We start from the raw sequence: 21204 nt of genomic DNA on the forward strand, positions 1-21204 counted from the left end.
AATAAGGATATTGAACCATGACCATTCAAATTGAAAAAATTCACCACGTTGCCTATCGCTGTAAAGATGCCAAAGAAACCGTCGAATGGTACAAAAAAAACCTGAATATGGACTTTATTCTGGCTTTTGCCGAAGACTATGTGCCGTCGACCAAAGCCTTTGACCCATACATGCATTTATTCCTGGATGCCGGCAATGGCAATGTACTGGCCTTTTTTGAACTGCCGACCCAGCCAGAAATGGGCCGTGATGAAAACACCCCGAAATGGGTGCAGCATATCGCCCTGAAAGTCAAAGACCGCGCTGCACTGCTCGAAGCCAAAGCGCATCTGGAAGCCAATGGTGTCGAGGTTTTAGGCGTGACCAATCATGGCATTTTCCATTCAATTTACTTTTTTGATCCGAATGGCCATCGTCTGGAACTGGCCTACGATGATGAAGCTGCGCCAGAAAAAATCGCCCTGATTACCGAAGACATGAAGCATGAAATGCTGGAGCAATGGAGCAAGACCAAACGCGCGCCGCATCATACCCATTTCCTGCATGCCTCCGAGTTAGACAACAACGCTGGCAGTGCCAAAGTCGACAGCTAAACAAGCAGGTTAAAACAGATGAATAAAGTAGTAGCAACTGCTGAGCTGGCGTTGGCCGATGTGGTGGCCGATCAGCAAACTCTCGCAGTGGGTGGTTTTGGCCTCTGTGGCATTCCTGAAGCCTTAATTGAAGCGCTAAAAAATACCGGGGTGATGGGACTGACCTGTATTTCCAACAATGCCGGAGTCGATGATTTTGGTTTGGGTAAATTGCTACAGACCAAACAGATTAAAAAGATGATCTCTTCCTATGTTGGTGAAAACAAGGAATTTGAGCGCCAGTATTTAAGCGGTGAACTGGAAGTGAAACTGACCCCTCAGGGCACACTGGCAGAAAAATTACGTGCTGGCGGCGCGGGGATTCCGGCCTTTTACACGCAAACCGGGGTCGGCACACTGATTGCCCAAGGCAAAGAAGTCCGTGAATTTGAAGGAAAACCCTATATTCTGGAACACGCCTTAACTGCCGATGTTGCATTAATTAAAGCTTACAAGGCAGATAAAGCTGGAAATCTAATATTCCGCAAAACTGCCCGTAACTTTAATCCTGAATGTGCCATGGCCGGCAAATTTACCATTGCGGAAGTCGAGCAGATTGTGGAAATTGGCGAGCTGGATCCGGATGAGATCCATCTGCCTGGAATTTATATCAACCGTGTGGTACTGAACAGCACACCCGAAAAACGGATTGAACAGATGACCTTAAAGGCGGAGGCTTAAACCATGGCATGGACGCGAAATGAAATGGCCCAGCGTGCTGCACTTGAACTGCAAGATGGCTTTTATGTTAATTTAGGGATTGGCCTGCCGACTCTGGTCGCCAACTATATTCCAGAACATATTAACGTCTGGCTACAGTCTGAAAATGGCCTGCTGGGCATTGGTGAGTTTCCAACTCAGGAAACGGTTGATCCTGACCTGATTAATGCCGGGAAACAGACTGTAACCGCACAAGCGGGTGCATCATTTTTCTCGAGCGCAGAGTCCTTCGCCATGATTCGTGGTGGACATGTCAACATTGCCATTTTAGGTGCCATGGAGGTGTCGGAACGTGGCGATTTGGCTAACTGGATGATTCCAGGAAAAAAAGTCAAAGGCATGGGCGGCGCCATGGATCTGGTGGTTGGGGTACAGAAAGTCGTGGTGCTCATGGAACACTGTGCCAAAGATGGCAGCCCAAAACTACTTTCCGAATGTAGTCTACCCCTGACCGGTCAAGGCGTCGTCAACCGGATTATTAGTGACCTCGGTGTAATTGATGTGACTGAACAGGGTTTGAAACTCGTAGAATTGGCCAAAGATGTGACCCTTGCACAAATTCAGGCTGCTACAGGGGCTAAGCTAATCACAACAGGACTAGATGCAGCTTAAATTCCACCGATCAGGAGCAGCCAAATAGCTGCTTCTGTTTTTAACCCACTAATCACCTGATTTTTTAAGAGCACGCGAGTCTCTAAAATTTTGAATTAAATCTCAAAAATTATAGTTTCACATAAATAAGCCTCAAATTTTTAACTACCAAAATCGATCAAATTTCAATCAATTAAAAACATTCAAACAAGAGATTGATTCTAAATTTTATTCTTTAATTTTCAATCACTAACAATCCAAAAACCCACACCAATTAGAACAAATACTCTATTCAGCGTGTTTTTTATACTGATTAGTTTTTTCTAGAGCATTTACTCTTATTTTAATTGTGCTATTTTTGTCACATGGAGTAACAAATGGTCTCGGTTTGCACAAATCGAAATCATCCAAAATGAAAGCTTAAAGCATCAACAAAAACTGTCATAAAAGACTTTATAGCCCAAGGGAAATGTATAATGAAATTAAAAGCACTTAGCACAGCAATGATTCTTGCAACTGTGCCTATGACAGGCGCATTTGCAGCAGCACTAGATCGTTCAGGCCAATCTATTGCAGCCTTCCTACAACCTGGCAACTATTTTGAAGCAGGTATTTCTGTTTTAGACCCATCTGTATCTGGTAAAGCTAATGCAGGTTATACACCTAACGCTGCTATTCCTGCAGCATTAGCTGGTCTTGAGAATACCTCTCTATCAGACATGGGTGAAGATTATTACTTCCCAAGTGCAGCATTAAAGTTTCAAGTAGCTGATAAATTATCAGTGGGTCTTTTATACGATCAACCTTTTGGTGCTGATGCAGCCTATTCAGTTGGTGATGCTGGAGCAAACCCAGCATTAGCAGGCTTGGGACTTCCAGCTGCATTATTTGCTGGACAGGGCTTATTACATGATGGCCAAGAAGCAACTGAAGTAGAAGTTACAACCGAAAATTTAACGTTCCTATTAGGTTTCCAACCAACTGAAAACTGGAACCTATATGGTGGTGCAGTATACCAGACCGTTAAAGGGAATGTTCAATTACGTGGTACCGCATACGGTTCTACTATTGCATTAGGCCAATATAATGCAGATATGAAAGAAGATTCTGCAGTAGGCTGGATTGCAGGTTTAGCTTACCAAATTCCTGAAATCGCATTAAAAGCATCTTTAACGTATCGTTCTGAAATTGATCATGAAGCAGCAACGAATGAATATGGTACAAGCTTAATTTTAACTGGTTTAGTTCCTGGGCCAGGTGCGGTATATAACGAAAACACTACTACTAAAATTACAACTCCACAATCTGTAAACCTTGATTTCCAAACTGGTATCATGGCTGACACAGTCGCTTTTGCTAATGTGCGCTGGGTAAACTGGGAAGATTTTTCAATTCGTCCTGAACAGTTTGGTACAGTTTCAGAAGCTTTAGGTGCCGCAGGCTTAACCCCAGATAATCCAAATGGTTTTGACTTAGTGGGTTATACAGATGATCAATGGTCAGCTACTGTAGGTGTAGGCCGTAAATTTAATGAAAAATGGGCAGGTAATGTCTCTGTAGGTTGGGATTCAGGTGCAGGCAACCCTGTTTCAACTTTAGGTCCAACTGAAGGTTACTGGAATGTTGGCCTAGGTCTGCAATTCTCACCTGCTGCAAACTACTTTATCGCTGGTGGTGTGAAGTACTTCTGGTTAGGTGATGCTAAAGCTCAACCTGCATCAATGTTTGGTACAGGAAACTCTGTAGCACAATTTGAAGATAACCATGCTTTAGGTTACGGCTTAAAAATGGGCTATCGCTTCTAAGCTCTGATTAAATAAAAACCACTTTCGAGTGGTTTTTATTTTTTAACTCTAATTTTATACACTTGCATATCATTTGCTTGTTTTACAAGCAATTAATCCTGCTCCAAATATTAATTTTTTAAAATTTATCTTTTATTTTTATTTTCTTATTTATCATTTAGTTAATATAAAAATATAGTATAAATACTCTAAGCAACCCTTTTATTTAACCGCCTTAGTTCATTTCTTCAACAGAGCTGAGTATTTACTCTTTTTAAAATTATGTTACTTTCCCAGCACATTTTTGTTACAGATGGCATCAGGGAACGTACCATGAAGCTCAATAAAACTTATTCTGCTATTTTACTTAGCACTTTACCTCTTTCTGCAGTTCAAGCAGCTGGCCTAGACCGTTCTGGTCAATCTATTTCTGCTTTTTTACAGCCGGGTAATTATGCTGAAGCAGGTATTACTGTGATTGATCCTAGCGTATCTGGAAAATCTATTCCTCAACTAGGTAGTGAATCTATCAGCGACATGGCAGAAGACTACTACTTTCCATCTGCTGCTATTAAAGTTCAAGCAACTGATAAAATATCTTTAGGTCTGATTTATGATCAACCTTATGGTGCCGATTCAATTTATCCAACAAATAATGTAAGTTTTTCACAAGTAAATCCTCTTAGTACTCAACGAGAAAGCACTCAAGTAGAAGTAAAAACTAATAACCTTACAGCTTTAATCGGTTATCAACCAACTGAAAACTGGAATTTTTATGCTGGACCTGTTTGGCAAACTGTAGAAGCTAAAATTGCATTACGAGGTGCAGCTTATGGAAATTCGGGCTATGATATTAAACTTGATGAAGAAGAAGCTTGGGGCTGGCTTGCTGGTTTCGCCTATCAAATCCCTGAAATTGCTTTAAAAGCAGCTATTACTTATCGTTCAGAAATCGATCATGAGGCAAATTCAACAGAGAGCTTTGGATTTGGAACTATTGCATCGCCTCTTTCACCAGATGTTACAGCTATAACACCTCAATCTGTAAATTTAGATCTTCAAACAGGTATTGCAGCAAATACTTTAGCCTTTGCTAACGTACGCTGGGTAAATTGGAGCCAATTTGCAGTAACACCTAATTTATTAAAATTACGCTCAGGTAGTAATTTGATTGACTACTCAGATGATCAATGGTCTGCAAATGTTGGTGTTGGCCGTAAATTTAGCGACAAATGGTCTGGCTCTGCTTTAGTAAGTTATGACTCAGGTGCAGGTAATCCTGTAACAACACTAGGACCAACCGAAGGTTACTGGGGTGTAGGTTTAGGTGGACAATATAGCCCAGCCGAAAATTACTTTATTCAAGCAGGTGTTCGCTATATGTGGTTAGGTGACGCTGAGGCTAAAGCAGGCCCTAATGTTGTAGGAGAGTTCACCGATAACACTGCAATCGCATATGGCATGAAAATCGGTTACCGCTTCTGATTTTTTGATAGATTCAATAAAAAAGGCGCTTATAGCGCCTTTTTATTTACTTAAATTCTTTAAGCAGGGATATCACGCACTGAAGCATTACGAATTGCTTCTTTTAATGCTTCATAACCATGAATTGCAGGGAATTGTGGGAATTCTGCAATCACATTTTCAGGTGCATCAAATAAGAAACCTTTGTCCGCTTCACTCAACATCGTTGTATCATTATACGAATCACCTGCAGCAATTACTCGGAAATTTAAACCGTGTAAGGCTTTAACTGCCTGACGCTTTTGGTCGGGTTGACGCAATTTATATGCTGTAATCATGCCATTTTCATCTGTTTCTAATTTATGACAGAAAATGGTTGGCCAGCCCAATTGCTTCATCAACGGATGTGCAAACTCATAGAAGGTATCAGATAAAATAATCAGCTGGAAATGGGTACGTAGCCATTCCACAAATTCTTTAGCACCCGGAAATGGGCCCATATCGGCAATCACTTCCTGAATATCATTTAAACCTAAACCATGCTGTTTTAAGATATTCAAACGCTGTGTCATTAATACATCATAGTCAGGAATATCACGGGTTGTCGCTTCTAGCTCTTTAATCCCAGTTTTTTTTGCAAAGTTAATCCAAATTTCTGGAACCAACACACCTTCAAGATCAAGACATACAACTTCCATGAATGCTCCCCATATCTGTCATTGAAAAAAATTTGCTCTATCATAGACCAAGATCGTGCTTTTGACTTGTTATTTTTTAAATCTATTTTTTTCATAAGCATTGATTTTTTAGTGATAAGTCGGTTTTGGCATTTCTATTAAAATACAGCCGAAATAAATTAATATAGGTTTTGTCATCTCCAAGCCTATAGCCAGGAATATTATGACTACCATTCCCACTATTGATCTCGTTGACGCGCTTGCCGCCGAATATGCAGATAAATCTCCAAGTGAAATTCTAAAACTGGCACTCAGCCAGCCAGGTGAAATTGCGATTTCCTTTTCAGGCGCTGAAGATGTGGTGCTGATTGATATGGCGGCCAATCTGGGTCTGCCTTTTCGTGTCTTTAGCCTGGATACCGGCCGTTTGCATGGCGAAACCTATCAATTTATTGAAACCGTTCGCAAGCACTATAATATTCCAATTGAAATCTGTTTCCCCGAAACTGAAGCGATTCAGCAACTGGTCAATGAAAAAGGCCTGTTCAGTTTCTACGCCGATGGTCATCAGGAATGCTGCGGCATCCGTAAGGTTCAGCCGCTGCGTAAAAAGCTGGCCACGCTAGATGGCTGGATTACCGGTCAGCGTAAAGACCAGAGTCCAGGCACCCGTAATGAAATTCCGGTGGTTCAGGCTGACCCAGGTTTTTCTGGTCCTGGCAAACAGCTCATCAAGTACAATCCTTTGGCCAACTGGTCCAGTAGCGATGTCTGGAATTACATCCGTTTAATGGAAATTCCATATAATCCATTACATGAAAAAGGTTTTATTTCGATTGGCTGCGAACCATGTACCCGTGCAGTGTTACCAAACCAGCATGAACGCGAAGGCCGCTGGTGGTGGGAAGATGCAACCCATAAAGAATGTGGACTTCACGCCGGAAATCTGAAAAAATAAATGCGCTAGACCACTGCCCAGCAGTGGTTTATTTTTTTACGCAACAGAATAAACAAAGTTCCGCGTTTATATGATAAACACTATATACTAAGTCAGTTCACCTATAATTCTAAAAAGCCGTTCCAATGAGGGTCGGTCATATTGCAGTGAGGCAATTAACGCTATGCGTCCATTACATCCGATTGATTTTATCTTTCTGTCTTTAGAAAAACGCCAGCAACCAATGCATGTTGGGGGGTTATTCCTATTTCAGATTCCAGAGAACGCACCTGAAACCTTTATTCAAGATCTGGTCGAAGACATCCGTAATTCTCAATCGATGCCGATTCCACCATTTAACAATAAATTAAATGGACTATTCTGGGATGAAGATCCTGAATTTGATCTGGACCACCATTTCCGTCATATCGCCCTGCCTCATCCGGGACGAATCCGTGAATTACTGACCTATATTTCTCAAGAACACAGCGCACTGATTGACCGCGCCAAACCGCTGTGGACCTGTCATATTATTGAAGGCATTGAAGGCAACCGCTTTGCTATGTACTTCAAAATCCATCATGCCATGGTTGATGGCATTGCCGGCATGCGCTTACTGGAAAAATCGCTCTCACACGATCCAGATGCCAAAAGTATTGTACCGCCTTGGTGTGTAGAAGGCCGCCGCGCCAAACGCCTGAAAGAGCCGAAAGCCAGCCGCTTCAAGAATATTGCGGCAGGCCTGAAAAGCCAACTGGAAGCCACGCCACGAGTCATGTACGAGTTATCACAAACCGTAATGAAAGATATGGGCCGTAATCCGGATTATGTATCCAGCTTCCAGGCACCAAGTTCAATCCTGAATCAGCGCGTTAGTTCCTCACGCCGCTTTGCTGCACAGTCCTATGAGTTTGCCCGTCTGCATAAAATTGCCAAGGCCCTGGGCGTGACTATTAATGACATTGTGCTGGCCATCTGTTCAGGTGCCTTACGTGAATATTTACTCAGCCAGAATGCCCTGCCAAGAAAACCACTAATTGCCATGGTACCCGCGTCAGTCCGTAGCGATGATTCTGATGTATCCAACCGGATTACCATGATTCTGGCCAATCTGGCGACGCACAAGGACAATCCGCTGGAACGTCTCAGCATTATTCGCCGCAGCGTGCTGAATGCCAAAGAGCGCTTTAAACGCATGAATGCCAACCAGATTCTGAACTATAGCGCCTTTGTTTATAGCGCCGCCGGCCTAAATATTGTGTCTGGTTTAATGCCAAAACGTCAGGCCTTTAACCTGGTCATTTCCAATGTGCCGGGACCGCGTGAAGCGCTGTACTGGAATGGTGCCAAACTTGAAGCGCTGTATCCGGCTTCAATTGTGCTGGATGGTCAGGCGCTGAATATCACCATGACTAGTTATCAGGACAAGCTGGAAGTCGGTTTAACGGCCTGTCGCAATGCCCTGCCAAAAATGCAGAACCTGTTACAGCATCTGGAAGATGAAATTCAGCGTTTTGAACGGATTATTGAAACGGTAGATGTGACCTTGGACGAGGTGGAACAAAAAGTTAGTTGAAAGACTCGGCCCAGGCCGGAAGAATATCGAGATTCAGACGAAAAGTATGAATCTCTTTTTTAAAATTGTAATGATAAGAGAAAAAATTAAGGGGCTTTCAAAAGGCCCCTTAACTTTTAATGGTTCGACATTGTTTTAATAATTGCTGACAGACGGTGCGAATCATGGCGGTAGTAATTTGTACTTCTTTACCTTGCTCATCTACGATATACGCCGCACTGTGTACAGTTTTTGGTTCTAAAACTTTAAGACTTTTATTAATCACGACTTCGCTCATACCCATGATAGACCTCATTTTGCTGAAACCGTAAGGGAGATTACGGCTTTGGCTCTGGTGTATGCTTAGTATTGTGAATCTACCTAAAAAAGTAAAATTTCAGATGTAACAACTGTTTAACGATATCCTGTTACAATTTTAGCTTAAAATGATATCGTATTGCTCTTGCGTGTATAAATTTTCAACCTGGAATTTTATGACACGATTCACGAAATGCTCCAGATCCGCGACGGCTGGTGCTTCTGCGGTTAACAGCCGGTCAATCACCGATGGATGGGCAACGACAGTAAAGCCACGCTGAGATTCGAAGGCACGTGCATAGCGCATAATTTCTCGAAAAATCTCGTAACACACTGACTCGGCTGTTTTCACATAACCGCGGCCCTGACAGGTTGGACAAGACTCACACAGCAAATGTTCCAGAGATTCACGGGTACGCTTACGGGTCATTTCCACCAGACCCAGTTCAGACACCTGGGTAATTTTGGTTTTGGCATGATCGCGTTCCAGCATTTTCTCGAACTGGCACATCACTTCTTCACGATGCTGCGCTTCCTGCATGTCAATAAAATCAATGATGATAATCCCGCCCAAGTTACGCAGTCGCAACTGACGTGCAATCACCTGTGTGGCTTCCATATTGGTTTTAAAGACCGTGTCTTCCAGACTACGCCCACCGACATAAGAACCGGTATTGATATCAATGGTGGTCATGGCTTCGGTCTGATCAATCATCAGATAGCCACCCGATTTCAGCGCCACGCGGGTTTGGAGCGCCTTCTGGATATCTTCTTCGACATTGTATAAATCGAACAGCGGCCGCTCACCCGGATAATGCAACAAGCGATTTTGCATATTCGGCACAAATTCATCGACAAAGTCTTTTAGCTTGGCATAAATTTCACGTGAATCGACATAGATTTTGGCGGTTTCTTCATTGGCCAGATCGCGAATCACACGCTGCGGTAAAGGTAGCTCTTCAAAAATTAAAGACGGCACCGCAATAATTTTCTGTTTACGCTGAATATGCTCCCACAGCTTGGCCAGATAGGCCATATCCTGGGCAATGGCGGCTTCTTCCACCCCTTCTGCGGCGGTACGAACAATCACCGAGCCCGGCAGTTTATGCTGTTTCTGAATGCGTTCAATCATCGAGCGTAAACGGTCACGCTCTTCATCCGATTCAATCCGCTGTGATACGCCAATATGACTGCCAAATGGCATCAATACCAGATAACGCGAAGGAATTGACAGATCGGTCGACAGGCGCGCACCTTTGGTACCGAGCATGTCTTTCATGACCTGCACGGTAAGGATTTGCCCCGGCTGTAACAGCTCGAAGACATTTGGCGTTGGCTGGCTGCGTGGCCAGACCATGTCATTGATATGTAAAAAAGCGGTACGTGACAGCCCAATATCGACAAAGGCGGCCTGCATACCTGGCAGCACCCGTACCACTTTACCTTTATAAATATTTCCTACTAAACCACGTTTGGCGGTACGTTCAACAAATAATTCATTGACCGTGCCGTTTTGAATTAACGCGACACGACATTCCATAGGCGTGACGTTAATCAACAACTCGTCAGACATAATACAACTCAAAGCCTTATAAAAATTCTTGTAGCAGCAGTTAATTTAGTGCCTTAACTGTCTGTAATAACTGTACGGTTTCATGCAGCGGCAATCCCACCACGTTGCTATAACTGCCTTCAATACGCGGGATATAACGTGCTGCAATGCCCTGTATGGCATAGGCTCCCGCCTTACCCAGCGGCTCTCCACTGGCCCAATAACACTCCATGTCACTCAGACTCAGCGCTTGAAATTCAACCTGGGTACGTACCACTATACTGTATTTTTCTGCTTTTGTGCGTACGCAAACACCTGAAAATACATCATGTTTTCGACCGGAAATCTGCTGCCACATGGCAAAGGCATGCGCTTTGGATTCTGGTTTTCCTAAAATCTGCCCATCAACACCCAAACTGGTATCGGCGGCAATCACAATCGCATCAGGGAAACGTGCCAACACGGCATCGGCTTTGGCACAGGCCAGCCGCTCAACATACTGCTCAACTGGCTCATCTGGCAAAATAGACTCGTCGATGTCCGGGCTGTAAATCTCAAATTGCAGCCCCAACTGTTCAAGCAGCTCACGGCGTCGAGGTGAGCTGGAGGCCAGAATTATACGCTGCGCCATTTTCGTAGCAGATAATACAGCACCGGCCAGACCAGAATGCTGGACAGCACCGGTTGCCAGTGACGGGCAAATGGAAATTCAATACCAGCCATAACCTGTAACAGCCAGATCAGCGCCAGATGGACCACAATGGCAATACTGGCAATCACCCATAAATTGGCAAAAGTCATCACCCGGCGTTCACGGGTCAAGAATCGCGCCACAAAAGTAATTAATACAAAACTTAAGGCATTCATGCCCAGCGGGGCATCCAGCAGCAAATCTGCAAACAGGCCGGTGCCAAAGGCAAACCAGACGCCGCACCAGGTCGGCTGGCTCATGACCCAGAACAGCATCACCATCATCATAAATACCGGACGCCAGCCCGATAAGCCATAAGACAAAGGATAAACCAGCAGCACCGAGGCAATAATGACCGAAAAAATAATCGGGAATAAAGGATCTTTGGGTTTACGCTGGCCCATTTTAGCGATTGGCATGTGGCTGCTCCCGTGATAAGGATTCAGAGAATAACACCACCACATGATGTCCACCGGCCAGCTGTGCAGCAGGAATCACATCAATTTGCGCAAACTCGCCCGAGTTATGCCGGCTGACCTTGGAAATAGTTCCGACCAGATAACCTGCCGGGAAATGTTCACCAAGTCCGGAGCTATAGACTTTTTCACCGACTTTGATATTGGCACTGGTCGGCACATATTCCATTTTTAAACGACCTAAGTCACCTGTGCCCGAAACAATCGCGCGCATACCGGTATGTTCCAGACGTACCGACAGCGAATGTTCTTTATCGGACAGCAGCATCACCCGGCTACTGTGCGGATAGACATCAACAATCTGGCCCATAATACCGCGATCATCCAGCACGGTTTGCCCGACTTTGAGCTGACGGTTGGCACCGCGGTTAATCACAATAATATGCCGTAGCGGATCGGCATCGGTCCCAATCACTTCGGCAATTTCCATGCGTCCGTCAATGATCAGCGGCGTATCGAGTAAGCCACGTAAACGGGTATTTTCAGCAGACAGTTCGGAGAGTTTTTGCAGGCGTACCTGCGCCTGAAGCAGCTCGGCCTGCATCGCGGTATTTTCACGACGCAGTTGGGCTTCAGATTTACTTTGTTGACTTAGCCATTCTCGCGACAACACCGGATAACTTGCCAGCGCATAAATCGGATTATATGCCGCGTACAAGAGATCCCTTGCCGGTTGAATTACATGCGGCATGCGCCAGTTAAAAAACAGCACCACCAAGCATGTAATGACCGCAATAATAAAGGAGCGAAAAGATGGCGGTTGTCTGGAAAACAGATGTGATTGCACCGCCGGGTCCTTTTGATTAGCCTACAAATAACATGTCATGGTTTGGATTATCAAAGAATTCCAGCACCTTGCCACCACCACGGGTGACACAGGTTAAAGGCTCTTCAGCCACGACCACTGGCAAGCCGGTTTCTTTGGCCAACAGCTTGTCCAGATTACGCAGCAAGGCACCACCACCGGTCAGGACAATACCGCGCTCGGCGATATCTGAAGATAATTCTGGTGGTGTTTGTTCCAGCGCCGATTTTACTGCGGACACAATATTTTGTAACGGGTCAGAAATCGCCTGAGTAATTTCATCAGAAGTCACGGTAATGGCACGTGGCACCCCTTCGGCCAGGTTACGGCCACGTACTTCAATTTCCAGAGGCTTCGCACCTTCTTCCGGAACTGCCATGCCCACTTCTTTCTTGATGGTTTCTGCTGTGGTTTCACCAATCACACAGCCATGCGCTTTACGGACATAGTTGATGATCTGCTCATCAAACACATCGCCCCCAATACGCAGTGAATCTGCATAGACACAACCTTGTAGCGAAATAATCGCAATTTCAGTTGTACCACCGCCCACATCGACCACCATCGAACCACACGCCTGCTCAACCGGCATACCGGCACCAATTGCTGCAGCCATCGGCTCTTCAATTAAACGGACATCACGCGCACCGGCATTAAACACTGCCTCACGAATGGCGCGACGTTCAACCAGCGTCGATTTGCATGGCACACACACCACCACGCGCGGTGCAGGCGGAAACAGGCGCTTTTCATGCACTTTACTGATGAACTGGTTCAGCATGGTTTCAGTCACTTCAAAGTCGGCAATGACGCCGTCTTTCATTGGACGAATGGCAGAAATATTGGCAGGTGTACGACCCAGCATCTGTTTAGCATCCAGACCGACTGCGGCAACGATTTTCTGTGAACCGCTGTGACGAATTGCCACAACCGTCGGTTCATTTAATATAATGCCTCGTCCTGGCGCATAAATAAGTGTATTTGCTGTACCTAAATCAATGGCTAGATCTGGTGAAAACAAGCCAATTAGTCGTTTTAGAATCACGGAGTCGTTCTCGATTAAACTTTATGTGGACGCAAGTTGGCAACTTTAACTAAATGTGATGCTTTGGACAAGTCAATCGCTTATTATAACGCACGATATTTTGAAAATTTTTAATACTGATTAGGTGATGTTATGTCTACATCGGATGCACAGCATTCTGCAGATTTAAATGCACAAACAGTTTCAGCAATCGCCAATCTTGCTCGGTTGTCGCTCAATGATACGCAATCTGCTGAATATGCTCAAAGTCTAAATAAAATTTTAGGCATGATGGAAACCTTAAAAGGCATCGATACCGATGGCGTTGAGCCACTCAAAAGCCCATTTGACCACCCGCAACCATTACGTGAAGACGTCGTAACCGAACAGAATCATCGTGAGCAATATCAAGCTGTTGCACCTGCCGTGCAGGGCGGTTTGTATCTGGTACCACGCGTAATTGAATAATTTTTTCAGCGCTCATCTTTTTGTTGAATTCAGGTAAAGAATATTTCTCATGACAGATTTACATCGCTTATCCATTCGTGAACTGACTGAGGGTTTGGCCAATGCTAAATTTTCATCACGCGAATTGACTGAACATTACTTAAAACGCATCGAAAAAGTGGATGCTCAAGTGAAGTCATACGTGACTGTGACCGCTGAGCAAGCACTGGCCCAAGCCGATGCTGCCGATGCGCTGCGTCAAGCTGGCGGCGCTGGTGTGCTGACCGGTGTGCCCATTGCGCATAAAGATATTTTCTGTACCCAAGGCATTAAAACCACCGCTGGTTCTAAAATGCTGGATAATTTTATCTCTCCTTACGACGCGACCGTTGTAGCGAAAGGTAAAGCTGCGGGCCTAGTGACACTTGGTAAAGTGAACATGGACGAATTCGCCATGGGTTCGACCTCGGAAAGCTCATACTTTGGCGCGACCAAAAACCCTTGGGCACTAGATCACGTTCCAGGCGGTTCTTCAGGTGGTTCTGCTGCGGTTGTTGCTGCTGATCTGGCACCATTTGCAACCGGTACTGATACTGGTGGTTCAATTCGTCAGCCTGCGTCTTTCTGTGGCTTAACTGGTCTAAAACCCACTTACGGACGTGTTTCACGTTACGGCATCATTGCTTATGCATCATCTTTAGATCAGGCAGGCCCAATGGCACGCTCTGCAGAAGACTGCGCATATTTAATGAATGTGATGGCAGGTCATGATGCTAAAGATTCAACATCAATGGACAAAGATGTTGATGACTACGTTGCCAACCTGAACGGCACTTCTGTGAAAGGTCTGCGCATTGGTATTCCAAAACAGTACTTCAATGTTGAAGGTCTGGATGCAGACGTGAAAGCACGCGTTGAAGAATCATTGAAAAAACTGGAAGAAATGGGCGCAACTCTGGTTGAGATTGATCTCAACATGACTGAAGCTTATGTTCCAACTTACTACCTGATCGCACCTGCAGAAGCATCTTCGAACCTGTCTCGTTATGACGGCGTGCGTTATGGCTACCGTTGTGAAGAGCCAAAAGATCTTCTCGACCTTTACAAACGCTCTCGTTCAGAAGGTTTTGGTGCTGAAGTTCAGCGTCGTATCCTGATTGGTACCTATGCCCTGTCTGCTGGTTATTACGATGCTTATTATGTGAAAGCACAAAAAGTACGTCGTTTAATCCAGCAAGATTTCTTAAAAGCATTTGAATCTGTAGATGTCATCGCTGCGCCTTCTGCACCAACTACTGCATACCGTATCGGTGCAAACCTGTCTCCGGTTGAAATGTACCTAGGTGACATCTATACCATCGCGGTAAACCTTGCAGGTCTTCCTGCGATTAACGCGCCTGTTGGTTTTGACAAAGACAACTTGCCAGTTGGCTTACAGTTGATTGGTAACTACTGGTCAGAATCTCAATTGTTGTCTGTGGTACATCAGTATCAACAAGCAACCGATTGGCATACTAAACGCGCTGCAATTGCTGAGGAGAATGCATAATGGCTAAAAACGCTGCTAAACCAAAATCAAACCTGATTGATGGTTGGGAAGTCGTGATTGGTATTGAGATTCACACTCAGCTTGCGACTAAATCTAAAATCTTCTCTGGTTCTTCTACCGAGTTTGGTAATGATCCAAACACTCAGGCGAGCCTTGTAGATTTGGCCATGCCGGGCGTATTGCCAGTGCTGAACAAAGAAGTGGTTGATCTTGCGATTCGCTTTGGTCTGGGGATTGATGCGTATATCGATCAGGCTTCTGTATTTGCACGTAAAAACTATTTTTACCCTGACTCGCCTAAAGGCTACCAAATTAGCCAGATGGATAACCCGATTGTGGGCTTGGGTCATATCGACATCCAGCTTGAAGATGGCACGGTTAAACGCATTGGCGTGACGCGTGCACACCTTGAGGAAGATGCGGGTAAATCCATCCATGACCAGTTTGAAGGCATGTCAGGCATTGACTTAAACCGTGCCGGTACGCCTTTATTGGAAATCGTATCTGAACCGGATATGCGTTCTGTTGAAGAAGCCGTGGCTTACATCAAGGCGATTCACACACTGGTACGCTGGTTAGGTATTTCTGACGGTAACATGGCAGAAGGTTCATTCCGTGCGGACTGTAACGTGTCGCTACGTCGTCCGGGTCAGCCATTCGGTACACGTTGTGAGCTTAAAAACTTGAACTCATTCCGTTTCATTGAACAAGCGATCAATGTTGAGATTGAACGTCAAATGGAAATTCTGGAATGGGACGGCACCATCGACCAGGAAACTCGTCTGTTCGACCCTGTGAAGATGGAAACCCGGTCAATGCGTTCTAAAGAAGAAGCGAACGATTACCGCTACTTCCCTGATCCAGACTTGTTGCCTGTGATTATTCCTGATGCGCAAATTGAAGCCATTAAAGCAACTATGCCTGAGCTTCCTGCGGCACGTCGTGCGCGTTTCGTGGCTGAATTTGGTGTGACTGAGTACGATGCACACGTATTGACGCTGACTCGTGAAATGTCAGAGTTTTATGAAGAAGTAGTGAAAGCTGCTGGCGGTGCTGCACAAGGTAAGATTGCGGCAAACTGGGTGATGGGTGAATTCTCAGGTGCTTTAAATAAAGCAGGCTTGGAGTTGGCGGATTCTCCTGTATCTGCGGAAAAACTTGGCGGTATGATCGCGCGTATTGTGGACAACACGATTAACGGTAAGATCGCGAAGCAAGTATTCGGCTTTATGTGGGAAGAAGGCAAATCTGCGGACGAGATTATTGCTGAGAAAGGCTTGAAACAGGAAACTGATACAGGCGCAATTGAAGCAATTATTAAGGACGTGCTTGCTGCCAACGAAAAGATGGTTGAAGAGTATAAATCTGGTAAAGAGAAAGCTTTCAACGGTCTTGTTGGTCAAGTGATGAAAGCTGCAAAAGGTAAAGCTAACCCTGCTCAAGTGAATGAATTGATGAAGAAATTGATTGGTTAATCTGATTTTTCTTTAATAAAAAACCCGCTTTAGAGCGGGTTTTTTATACTTATAATGAAGCTCTTTTTTGTTCTGGAAATAAGGAGTTAATTTCATCAATTTCCTTTGGTTTTGTAATAGCATAATCCACTATTAAATTAATATAAGTAAAAATAGCAGGATTAATATCTTCTAAAACTTCATCACCAATAATCCCTGGATGTACATTTGCATTTCCAATCAATCTAATATTATCAGCAGCTTGTGCAACTCTTAATGGAATAATTTGTTGTTTTGCCAACTCTTCAATTGACTCTTTAATATTCTTCTTTTTAACACCTAAATGCTCGCATAATTTTTCCAAAGCCAAACGTATAAGAGCGGCACCAGAACGTGGTGACAATTCAAAAATCAAAGCTGCCTCTTTATATAATTTTTTTACTTCTTCTGGCGTATCAGGTAAATAATCTGGAATATCTTGACTATTGACTTCCTGAACTGGAAATAATCTTAATAGCTCAGTGTTATCACTAGGTCTAGGTATACCCTGTAAAGCTAACCAACCAGTAACTTCTCGATGGTTATACCAAATACTATCTTTATTACATGATGCACAATTTGCTTGATGAACCCTAGTTAGAACGTTATGTTCAGCGCCTTGGTCATCATATACAAGTAAAGATAAATTATCCCATTTCATATATGAAAATGCTCCACAATGGGGACATTTAAAACTTTTTTGATCAAGAATTGTTTTTGGTAGCTCTGGTATTTTCATGATGTTTAACTAGCTTGAATTTTTCTTTATTTAACAAGTTTACATACAAATCTGTAAGTTTTAAAACTATTATTACTTTGAAAAGTTTAAAGAAATTTTTCTTTAAATAATTACCACTAAATACATAGACGCCTACTAAATATTTTCCATCGTCAAACTCAAAGACTTAGGACTTATCCCCCCTCATCCCCGCCTTCTCCCAATGGGAGAAGGAGCATCCATTACTAATTTAATACCGTTATAGGTTCTGCAATAGAAATTCCCTCACTTTTAAAAAGAGGGTTAGGGAGAAGTAAATATTTAATTTTCATATTTTTAACCATACAATCAATCCAAATACTTCACACCAAAAACAACATGACCATCAAAAAAGCATCCTCAATTGGCAAACTTGAAGACTTAGGACGTATCCAACTTTCAAAGTCATTTTTTATGCGCGATTTCCTCTATAGCGAAATCGCAAATTGGTACGGTGTACCTAACTTCCCCGACCATCCTGACATTGCGATTCGTATGGGCTCAAAACTCTGCGAAGAACTACTTGAACCACTGCAAGAAAAGTTTGGACGTATTGCCATTCGTTCCGCGTACCGTTCACCAAGCGTCAACCAACTTGGTAATGAAAAAGGACACAACTGCGCAAGCAATGAGAAAAACTTTGCAAGCCATATTTGGGACTATCCTGACGCAAAAGGCTACGGTGCAACGGCGTGTATTATCATTCCCTCACTCATCGATTTAATTGAAAAAGACCCAAATAATTGGAAACAGATTGCATATTGGATTCACAATCACTTGCCATACAGTCATCTAGAATTTTTTAAAAAAGAAAATACGTTTTGTGCATTCAATATCGGTTGGCATGAGAAACCACTTAAAGAGATCAATAGCTATGTCACAGGATCTAAAGGCAAGCTGAAAGTAACGCATGAACCAAATCTAGACTATGAAAAATTTTATCCTGATTTGCTGTGATTTATCCCTCTCCCAATGGGAGAGGGAGCTTTCAAAGTGAATAAATACTTAAACGATTTTTTGGATATCCCCCCTCTCCTTTTAGGAGATAAGCAGCAGTGCTGCGCAAGGGAGAGGTAAATATTTAACTTTTTAAAACTTTGTGAAAAACACTAAAGTCATTAATAATTGATAACAGCTAGCCTACTAGACTCATCATAATTTGAACTATAACCATCCATAACTTTTTATAAATCTAAATAAAAATATACAACTAAAGAATTTACAGCCTGCTTAAAACTGTCATTTCAATATGCTAAGGTAAATGAAAAATTGATATAAATCATATTTCAACAGAGGGATACATCATGTCAAAACGAATTCTTATGCTTGTAGGTGACTATGCTGAAGACTACGAAACCATGGTACCTTTTCAGTTTTTAGTTGGTCTTGGTTATACCGTTCATGCCGTTTGCCCTGACAAAAAAGCCGGTGACAACATTGCCACAGCGATTCATGATTTTGAAGGTGAACAAACCTATAGCGAAAAACGCGGTCATAACTTTACCATTAACTATGACTTTGATGCAGTTAACTCAGATAACTATGTCGGTTTAGTCATTCCCGGTGGACGTGCGCCCGAATATTTACGCATGAATGAACGTATCCTTGAGATTGTGCGTGAGTTTGATGCTGCGAAAAAACCAATTGCAGCAGTTTGTCATGGTGCACAAATTCTTGCGGCAGCCGATGTACTCAAAGGTCGTACTTGTTCCGCTTACCCTGCCTGTGCAGCCGAGGTGAAACTTGCAGGCGGAACTTACGCAGACATTGAAGTAACTGAAGCTGTAACTGATGGACACTTGATCACAGCGCCGGCTTGGCCTGCACACCCTGCTTGGATGGCACAGTTTATTCAAGCTTTAGGGGCGACTGTGACGATTTAATTGTGTTGTTCCTCAAGTGAATCTTTTATGAGATGACCTATCAGCCTTTAGATTCAAAAATAAAAAAAGCTCCTTTGATTCAAGGAGCTTTTTTAATGGCTTTTTTTATAACATTAATGCTTTCGATTCAGTTTATAAATCGCTCTCACTATTCATAATCTTCAAAGGCCGAACTACCTCGTTACACCCAACTTATTCCAAATCTCTGGGGTTAAAAAAGTCGTGACCAATTTATTCAAATCCACATAACGCAGTACGCCTTGCAACTGCCCTTTCACTTCAAGGTTCTTTAAAATTTCCTCACCCGTAATCTGTCCAAGCTCCTGAAAACTGTCTCCAACCGCTTGTATACCTTCAGCTTGAATCACTGCTTTAGTCTGAGCTGAACATTGCTCTACCAAAATACGTTGTAAAACGGTTGCCAGCTTTTGATCTAAAGCCTGTTTTTGTTCTGGCGTTACCTGACTCAAGTGTTTCAAATCCGGATGTGCAGATAGCGCAACAAAGGTCCACTGTAATACCGCAGTTTTATCGGTTGCCGTGGTCGACTTCACCAGACAGTCACTCAACTGATCAACGGCCGGACCAGCCGTACTCACTTGTGAGCAACCCAATAGCGCAATCGCTAGACTCCATCCTCGTAGCTGCTTTAGACTCAACTGCATCATGTTATACCTCGCCAACATCGACTCATCCCAGAAATAGCCTATTTGTAGCATGCAAGCAGCAATCTCACCTGTTATGACTATGTAACGCGCATAAAAAAGGAGAAGTGATGTGCTTCTCCTTATTACTTATACTGACTATTTCATTTGCCTGAGCATACGCTTGGCACCGGCATGATTATACTGGTTGGCCAGCTCCTGTAAAATCCGTTTGGCCCGGGCTTTGGGCTGGGAAAAACGGTTACTAAAACTCGGCACAGCGCTTAAGCAACGCGCCAGTAAAATCCCCGATTCAGCATAGACATTCCGCGCATTGGTGCCCTGTAAACGGCCATAATTATAGGCCCGCTGTGCGCTATTACAGGCATTTAACTCATTGCGGCCACTGTTTAAATCACGGCGTGCAGCGACATAATATTTCATCTGCTGCTGTTGTGGGGTCGCAGCCACCACAGGCTCTGCTTTTACGGGTGCTGGGGGTTTCTCGGCTGGAAGTTCCGGTGATTCTTTTGGTTCGGGCTCTTTGGCAACAGCTTTAGTGTTTTTATTATTCCGATTAGTGCTGGTATTAGCCTTCTTGCTACTGGAAGATGCCGAACGATAAAAACGCCGTGCTTCATCTTCCGTCATGACTTGAGTGAGTAAATGCACAATGCGGACTTCACCCTGACCATCACGTTTACGCTCGCTGACCGGCTCGATTGAAACAATCCAATCCGGGCCATTTTTTCTGACACAGCGATAGGCACCAATGCCCTGATTGACATCGCGATAAGTCGCCAACAGTTTTTTGGACCAACTGTTTTTCAGCATCGACATCGTACTTTTATAGGCCAGTTTTAAATGGCCTTGCTGCGACTGACAATAGCTGCCCATATATTTGCGCGGAATCAGCGATTCTGCCGCCAGCTCTTTACGCTGCGGTCCCCAGTCATACACATAGGCTTTGGCTGAACCATTGGTCTGATTCAGATTTTTTTTCGCAATCAGCTCTTGTGGCGCAGCAAAGTGCTTCAAGGCATCTGGACTAAAACTTTCTACACTGACACAGCCCGAAAAGACGACACCGACCCCAGCCAACATCATGAAGGTTTTGACATTCACGTCGTTATTCTCTATTTTTCCCCACTCAAAACATAGCTCAAATAGGCACAAATAACAAATCTAGCTGATTGATTTTACTT

General features: G+C 43.8%; 22 protein-coding genes. 12 read left to right on the top strand and 10 right to left on the bottom strand.

The features are described from left to right. The first annotated feature begins 17 nt into the window (after positions 1 to 17). The 5 genes from P253_RS07685 to P253_RS07705 all read left to right on the top strand — a co-directional run bounded on the left by P253_RS07685 (position 18) and on the right by P253_RS07705 (position 5212). Positions 18 to 593, top strand: coding sequence for a VOC family protein (locus tag P253_RS07685; RefSeq protein WP_005179677.1), 576 nt, complete (start codon positions 18 to 20; stop codon positions 591 to 593). Positions 594 to 611: 18 nt separating this feature from the next. Then, positions 612 to 1313 carry a CoA transferase subunit A gene (locus P253_RS07690; protein WP_016659375.1) on the top strand — a complete coding sequence of 234 codons (702 nt, stop codon included), beginning with the start codon at positions 612 to 614 and terminating at the stop codon, positions 1311 to 1313. 3 nt (positions 1314 to 1316) lie between these two features. Continuing rightward, positions 1317 to 1964 (top strand): 3-oxoacid CoA-transferase subunit B, encoded by a 648-nt coding sequence (locus P253_RS07695; RefSeq protein WP_016659376.1) that lies wholly within the window; start codon positions 1317 to 1319, stop codon positions 1962 to 1964. A gap of 455 nt (positions 1965 to 2419) precedes the next feature. Continuing rightward, positions 2420 to 3748, top strand: coding sequence for an OmpP1/FadL family transporter (locus P253_RS07700; RefSeq protein ID WP_016659377.1), 1329 nt, complete (start codon positions 2420 to 2422; stop codon positions 3746 to 3748). A 312-nt stretch (positions 3749 to 4060) separates the two neighbouring features. Beyond that, entirely contained in the window at positions 4061 to 5212 is a 1152-nt protein-coding gene (locus tag P253_RS07705) for an OmpP1/FadL family transporter (protein ID WP_016659378.1), read from the top strand. Positions 5213 to 5271: 59 nt separating this feature from the next. Here the strand turns inward: P253_RS07705 and thrH are convergent, their stop codons facing one another. Further along, entirely contained in the window at positions 5272 to 5889 is a 618-nt protein-coding gene (gene thrH, locus P253_RS07710) for a bifunctional phosphoserine phosphatase/homoserine phosphotransferase ThrH (protein ID WP_016659379.1), read from the bottom strand. Between the two features lie 202 nt (positions 5890 to 6091). On the opposite strand from thrH, the gene P253_RS07715 reads away from it, so the two are divergent. Together P253_RS07715 and P253_RS07720 are read left to right on the top strand one after the other, a co-directional pair. Beyond that, entirely contained in the window at positions 6092 to 6826 is a 735-nt protein-coding gene (locus P253_RS07715; RefSeq protein ID WP_016659380.1) for a phosphoadenylyl-sulfate reductase, read from the top strand. A 163-nt stretch (positions 6827 to 6989) separates the two neighbouring features. Further along, the gene (locus P253_RS07720) at positions 6990 to 8381 is read left to right on the top strand and encodes a WS/DGAT/MGAT family O-acyltransferase (RefSeq protein WP_005179696.1); all 1392 of its coding nucleotides are present in this window, start codon (positions 6990 to 6992) and stop codon (positions 8379 to 8381) included. A 109-nt stretch (positions 8382 to 8490) separates the two neighbouring features. On the opposite strand, the gene P253_RS15765 is transcribed toward P253_RS07720, so the two are convergent. The 6 genes from P253_RS15765 to P253_RS07745 all read right to left on the bottom strand — a co-directional run bounded on the left by P253_RS15765 (position 8491) and on the right by P253_RS07745 (position 13247). Beyond that, positions 8491 to 8664, bottom strand: coding sequence for a PA1571 family protein (locus tag P253_RS15765; RefSeq protein ID WP_005179698.1), 174 nt, complete (start codon positions 8662 to 8664; stop codon positions 8491 to 8493). A 132-nt stretch (positions 8665 to 8796) separates the two neighbouring features. Further along, positions 8797 to 10251 carry a ribonuclease G gene (gene rng, locus P253_RS07725; protein WP_005179701.1) on the bottom strand — a complete coding sequence of 485 codons (1455 nt, stop codon included), beginning with the start codon at positions 10249 to 10251 and terminating at the stop codon, positions 8797 to 8799. A gap of 40 nt (positions 10252 to 10291) precedes the next feature. Next, positions 10292 to 10861: a Maf family nucleotide pyrophosphatase gene (locus P253_RS07730; RefSeq protein WP_016659381.1), complete on the bottom strand. Its 570-nt coding sequence runs from the start codon at positions 10859 to 10861 to the stop codon at positions 10292 to 10294. Next, positions 10846 to 11340, bottom strand: a complete 495-nt coding sequence (mreD, locus tag P253_RS07735) for a rod shape-determining protein MreD (RefSeq protein WP_016659382.1) — start codon at positions 11338 to 11340, stop codon at positions 10846 to 10848. Before mreD ends, P253_RS07730 begins: the two co-directional genes overlap by 16 nt. Then, a complete protein-coding gene (mreC, locus tag P253_RS07740) occupies positions 11327 to 12184 on the bottom strand; it encodes a rod shape-determining protein MreC (protein WP_005179707.1) in 858 nt (285 codons plus the stop codon). The genes mreD and mreC overlap by 14 nt, the downstream gene beginning before the upstream one ends. Before the next feature lie 16 nt (positions 12185 to 12200). Beyond that, entirely contained in the window at positions 12201 to 13247 is a 1047-nt protein-coding gene (locus P253_RS07745) for a rod shape-determining protein (RefSeq protein ID WP_005179708.1), read from the bottom strand. Positions 13248 to 13379: 132 nt separating this feature from the next. Here P253_RS07745 and gatC point away from each other — a divergent pair, with 132 nt between their 5' ends. From gatC to gatB, 3 genes are read left to right on the top strand one after another with little or no spacing between them, the layout of a single operon-like run. Continuing rightward, the gene (gatC, locus tag P253_RS07750) at positions 13380 to 13694 is read left to right on the top strand and encodes an Asp-tRNA(Asn)/Glu-tRNA(Gln) amidotransferase subunit GatC (RefSeq protein ID WP_016659383.1); all 315 of its coding nucleotides are present in this window, start codon (positions 13380 to 13382) and stop codon (positions 13692 to 13694) included. A gap of 49 nt (positions 13695 to 13743) precedes the next feature. Further along, positions 13744 to 15222, top strand: coding sequence for an Asp-tRNA(Asn)/Glu-tRNA(Gln) amidotransferase subunit GatA (gatA, locus tag P253_RS07755; RefSeq protein ID WP_016659384.1), 1479 nt, complete (start codon positions 13744 to 13746; stop codon positions 15220 to 15222). After that, the gene (gene gatB / locus P253_RS07760) at positions 15222 to 16697 is read left to right on the top strand and encodes an Asp-tRNA(Asn)/Glu-tRNA(Gln) amidotransferase subunit GatB (RefSeq protein ID WP_016659385.1); all 1476 of its coding nucleotides are present in this window, start codon (positions 15222 to 15224) and stop codon (positions 16695 to 16697) included. Before gatA ends, gatB begins: the two co-directional genes overlap by 1 nt. Before the next feature lie 49 nt (positions 16698 to 16746). On the opposite strand, the gene P253_RS07765 is transcribed toward gatB, so the two are convergent. Next, positions 16747 to 17454 (bottom strand): DUF4145 domain-containing protein, encoded by a 708-nt coding sequence (locus P253_RS07765; RefSeq protein ID WP_035363249.1) that lies wholly within the window; start codon positions 17452 to 17454, stop codon positions 16747 to 16749. Positions 17455 to 17811: 357 nt separating this feature from the next. Here P253_RS07765 and P253_RS07770 point away from each other — a divergent pair, with 357 nt between their 5' ends. After that, on the top strand, positions 17812 to 18429 hold the full coding sequence (locus P253_RS07770; RefSeq protein ID WP_016659387.1) for a hypothetical protein: 618 nt from the start codon (positions 17812 to 17814) through the stop codon (positions 18427 to 18429). Between the two features lie 347 nt (positions 18430 to 18776). Further along, positions 18777 to 19355 carry a DJ-1/PfpI family protein gene (locus P253_RS07775; RefSeq protein ID WP_016659388.1) on the top strand — a complete coding sequence of 193 codons (579 nt, stop codon included), beginning with the start codon at positions 18777 to 18779 and terminating at the stop codon, positions 19353 to 19355. A gap of 173 nt (positions 19356 to 19528) precedes the next feature. On the opposite strand, the gene P253_RS07780 is transcribed toward P253_RS07775, so the two are convergent. Beyond that, complete coding sequence (locus P253_RS07780; RefSeq protein ID WP_016659389.1) at positions 19529 to 20023, bottom strand: hypothetical protein; 495 nt, start codon at positions 20021 to 20023, stop codon at positions 19529 to 19531. Between the two features lie 135 nt (positions 20024 to 20158). Beyond that, positions 20159 to 21124, bottom strand: a complete 966-nt coding sequence (locus P253_RS07785) for a hypothetical protein (protein WP_016659390.1) — start codon at positions 21122 to 21124, stop codon at positions 20159 to 20161. Positions 21125 to 21204 lie beyond the last annotated feature (80 nt).

Source organism: Acinetobacter indicus CIP 110367 (genome assembly GCF_000488255.1).
Lineage (GTDB): Bacteria > Pseudomonadota > Gammaproteobacteria > Pseudomonadales > Moraxellaceae > Acinetobacter > Acinetobacter indicus.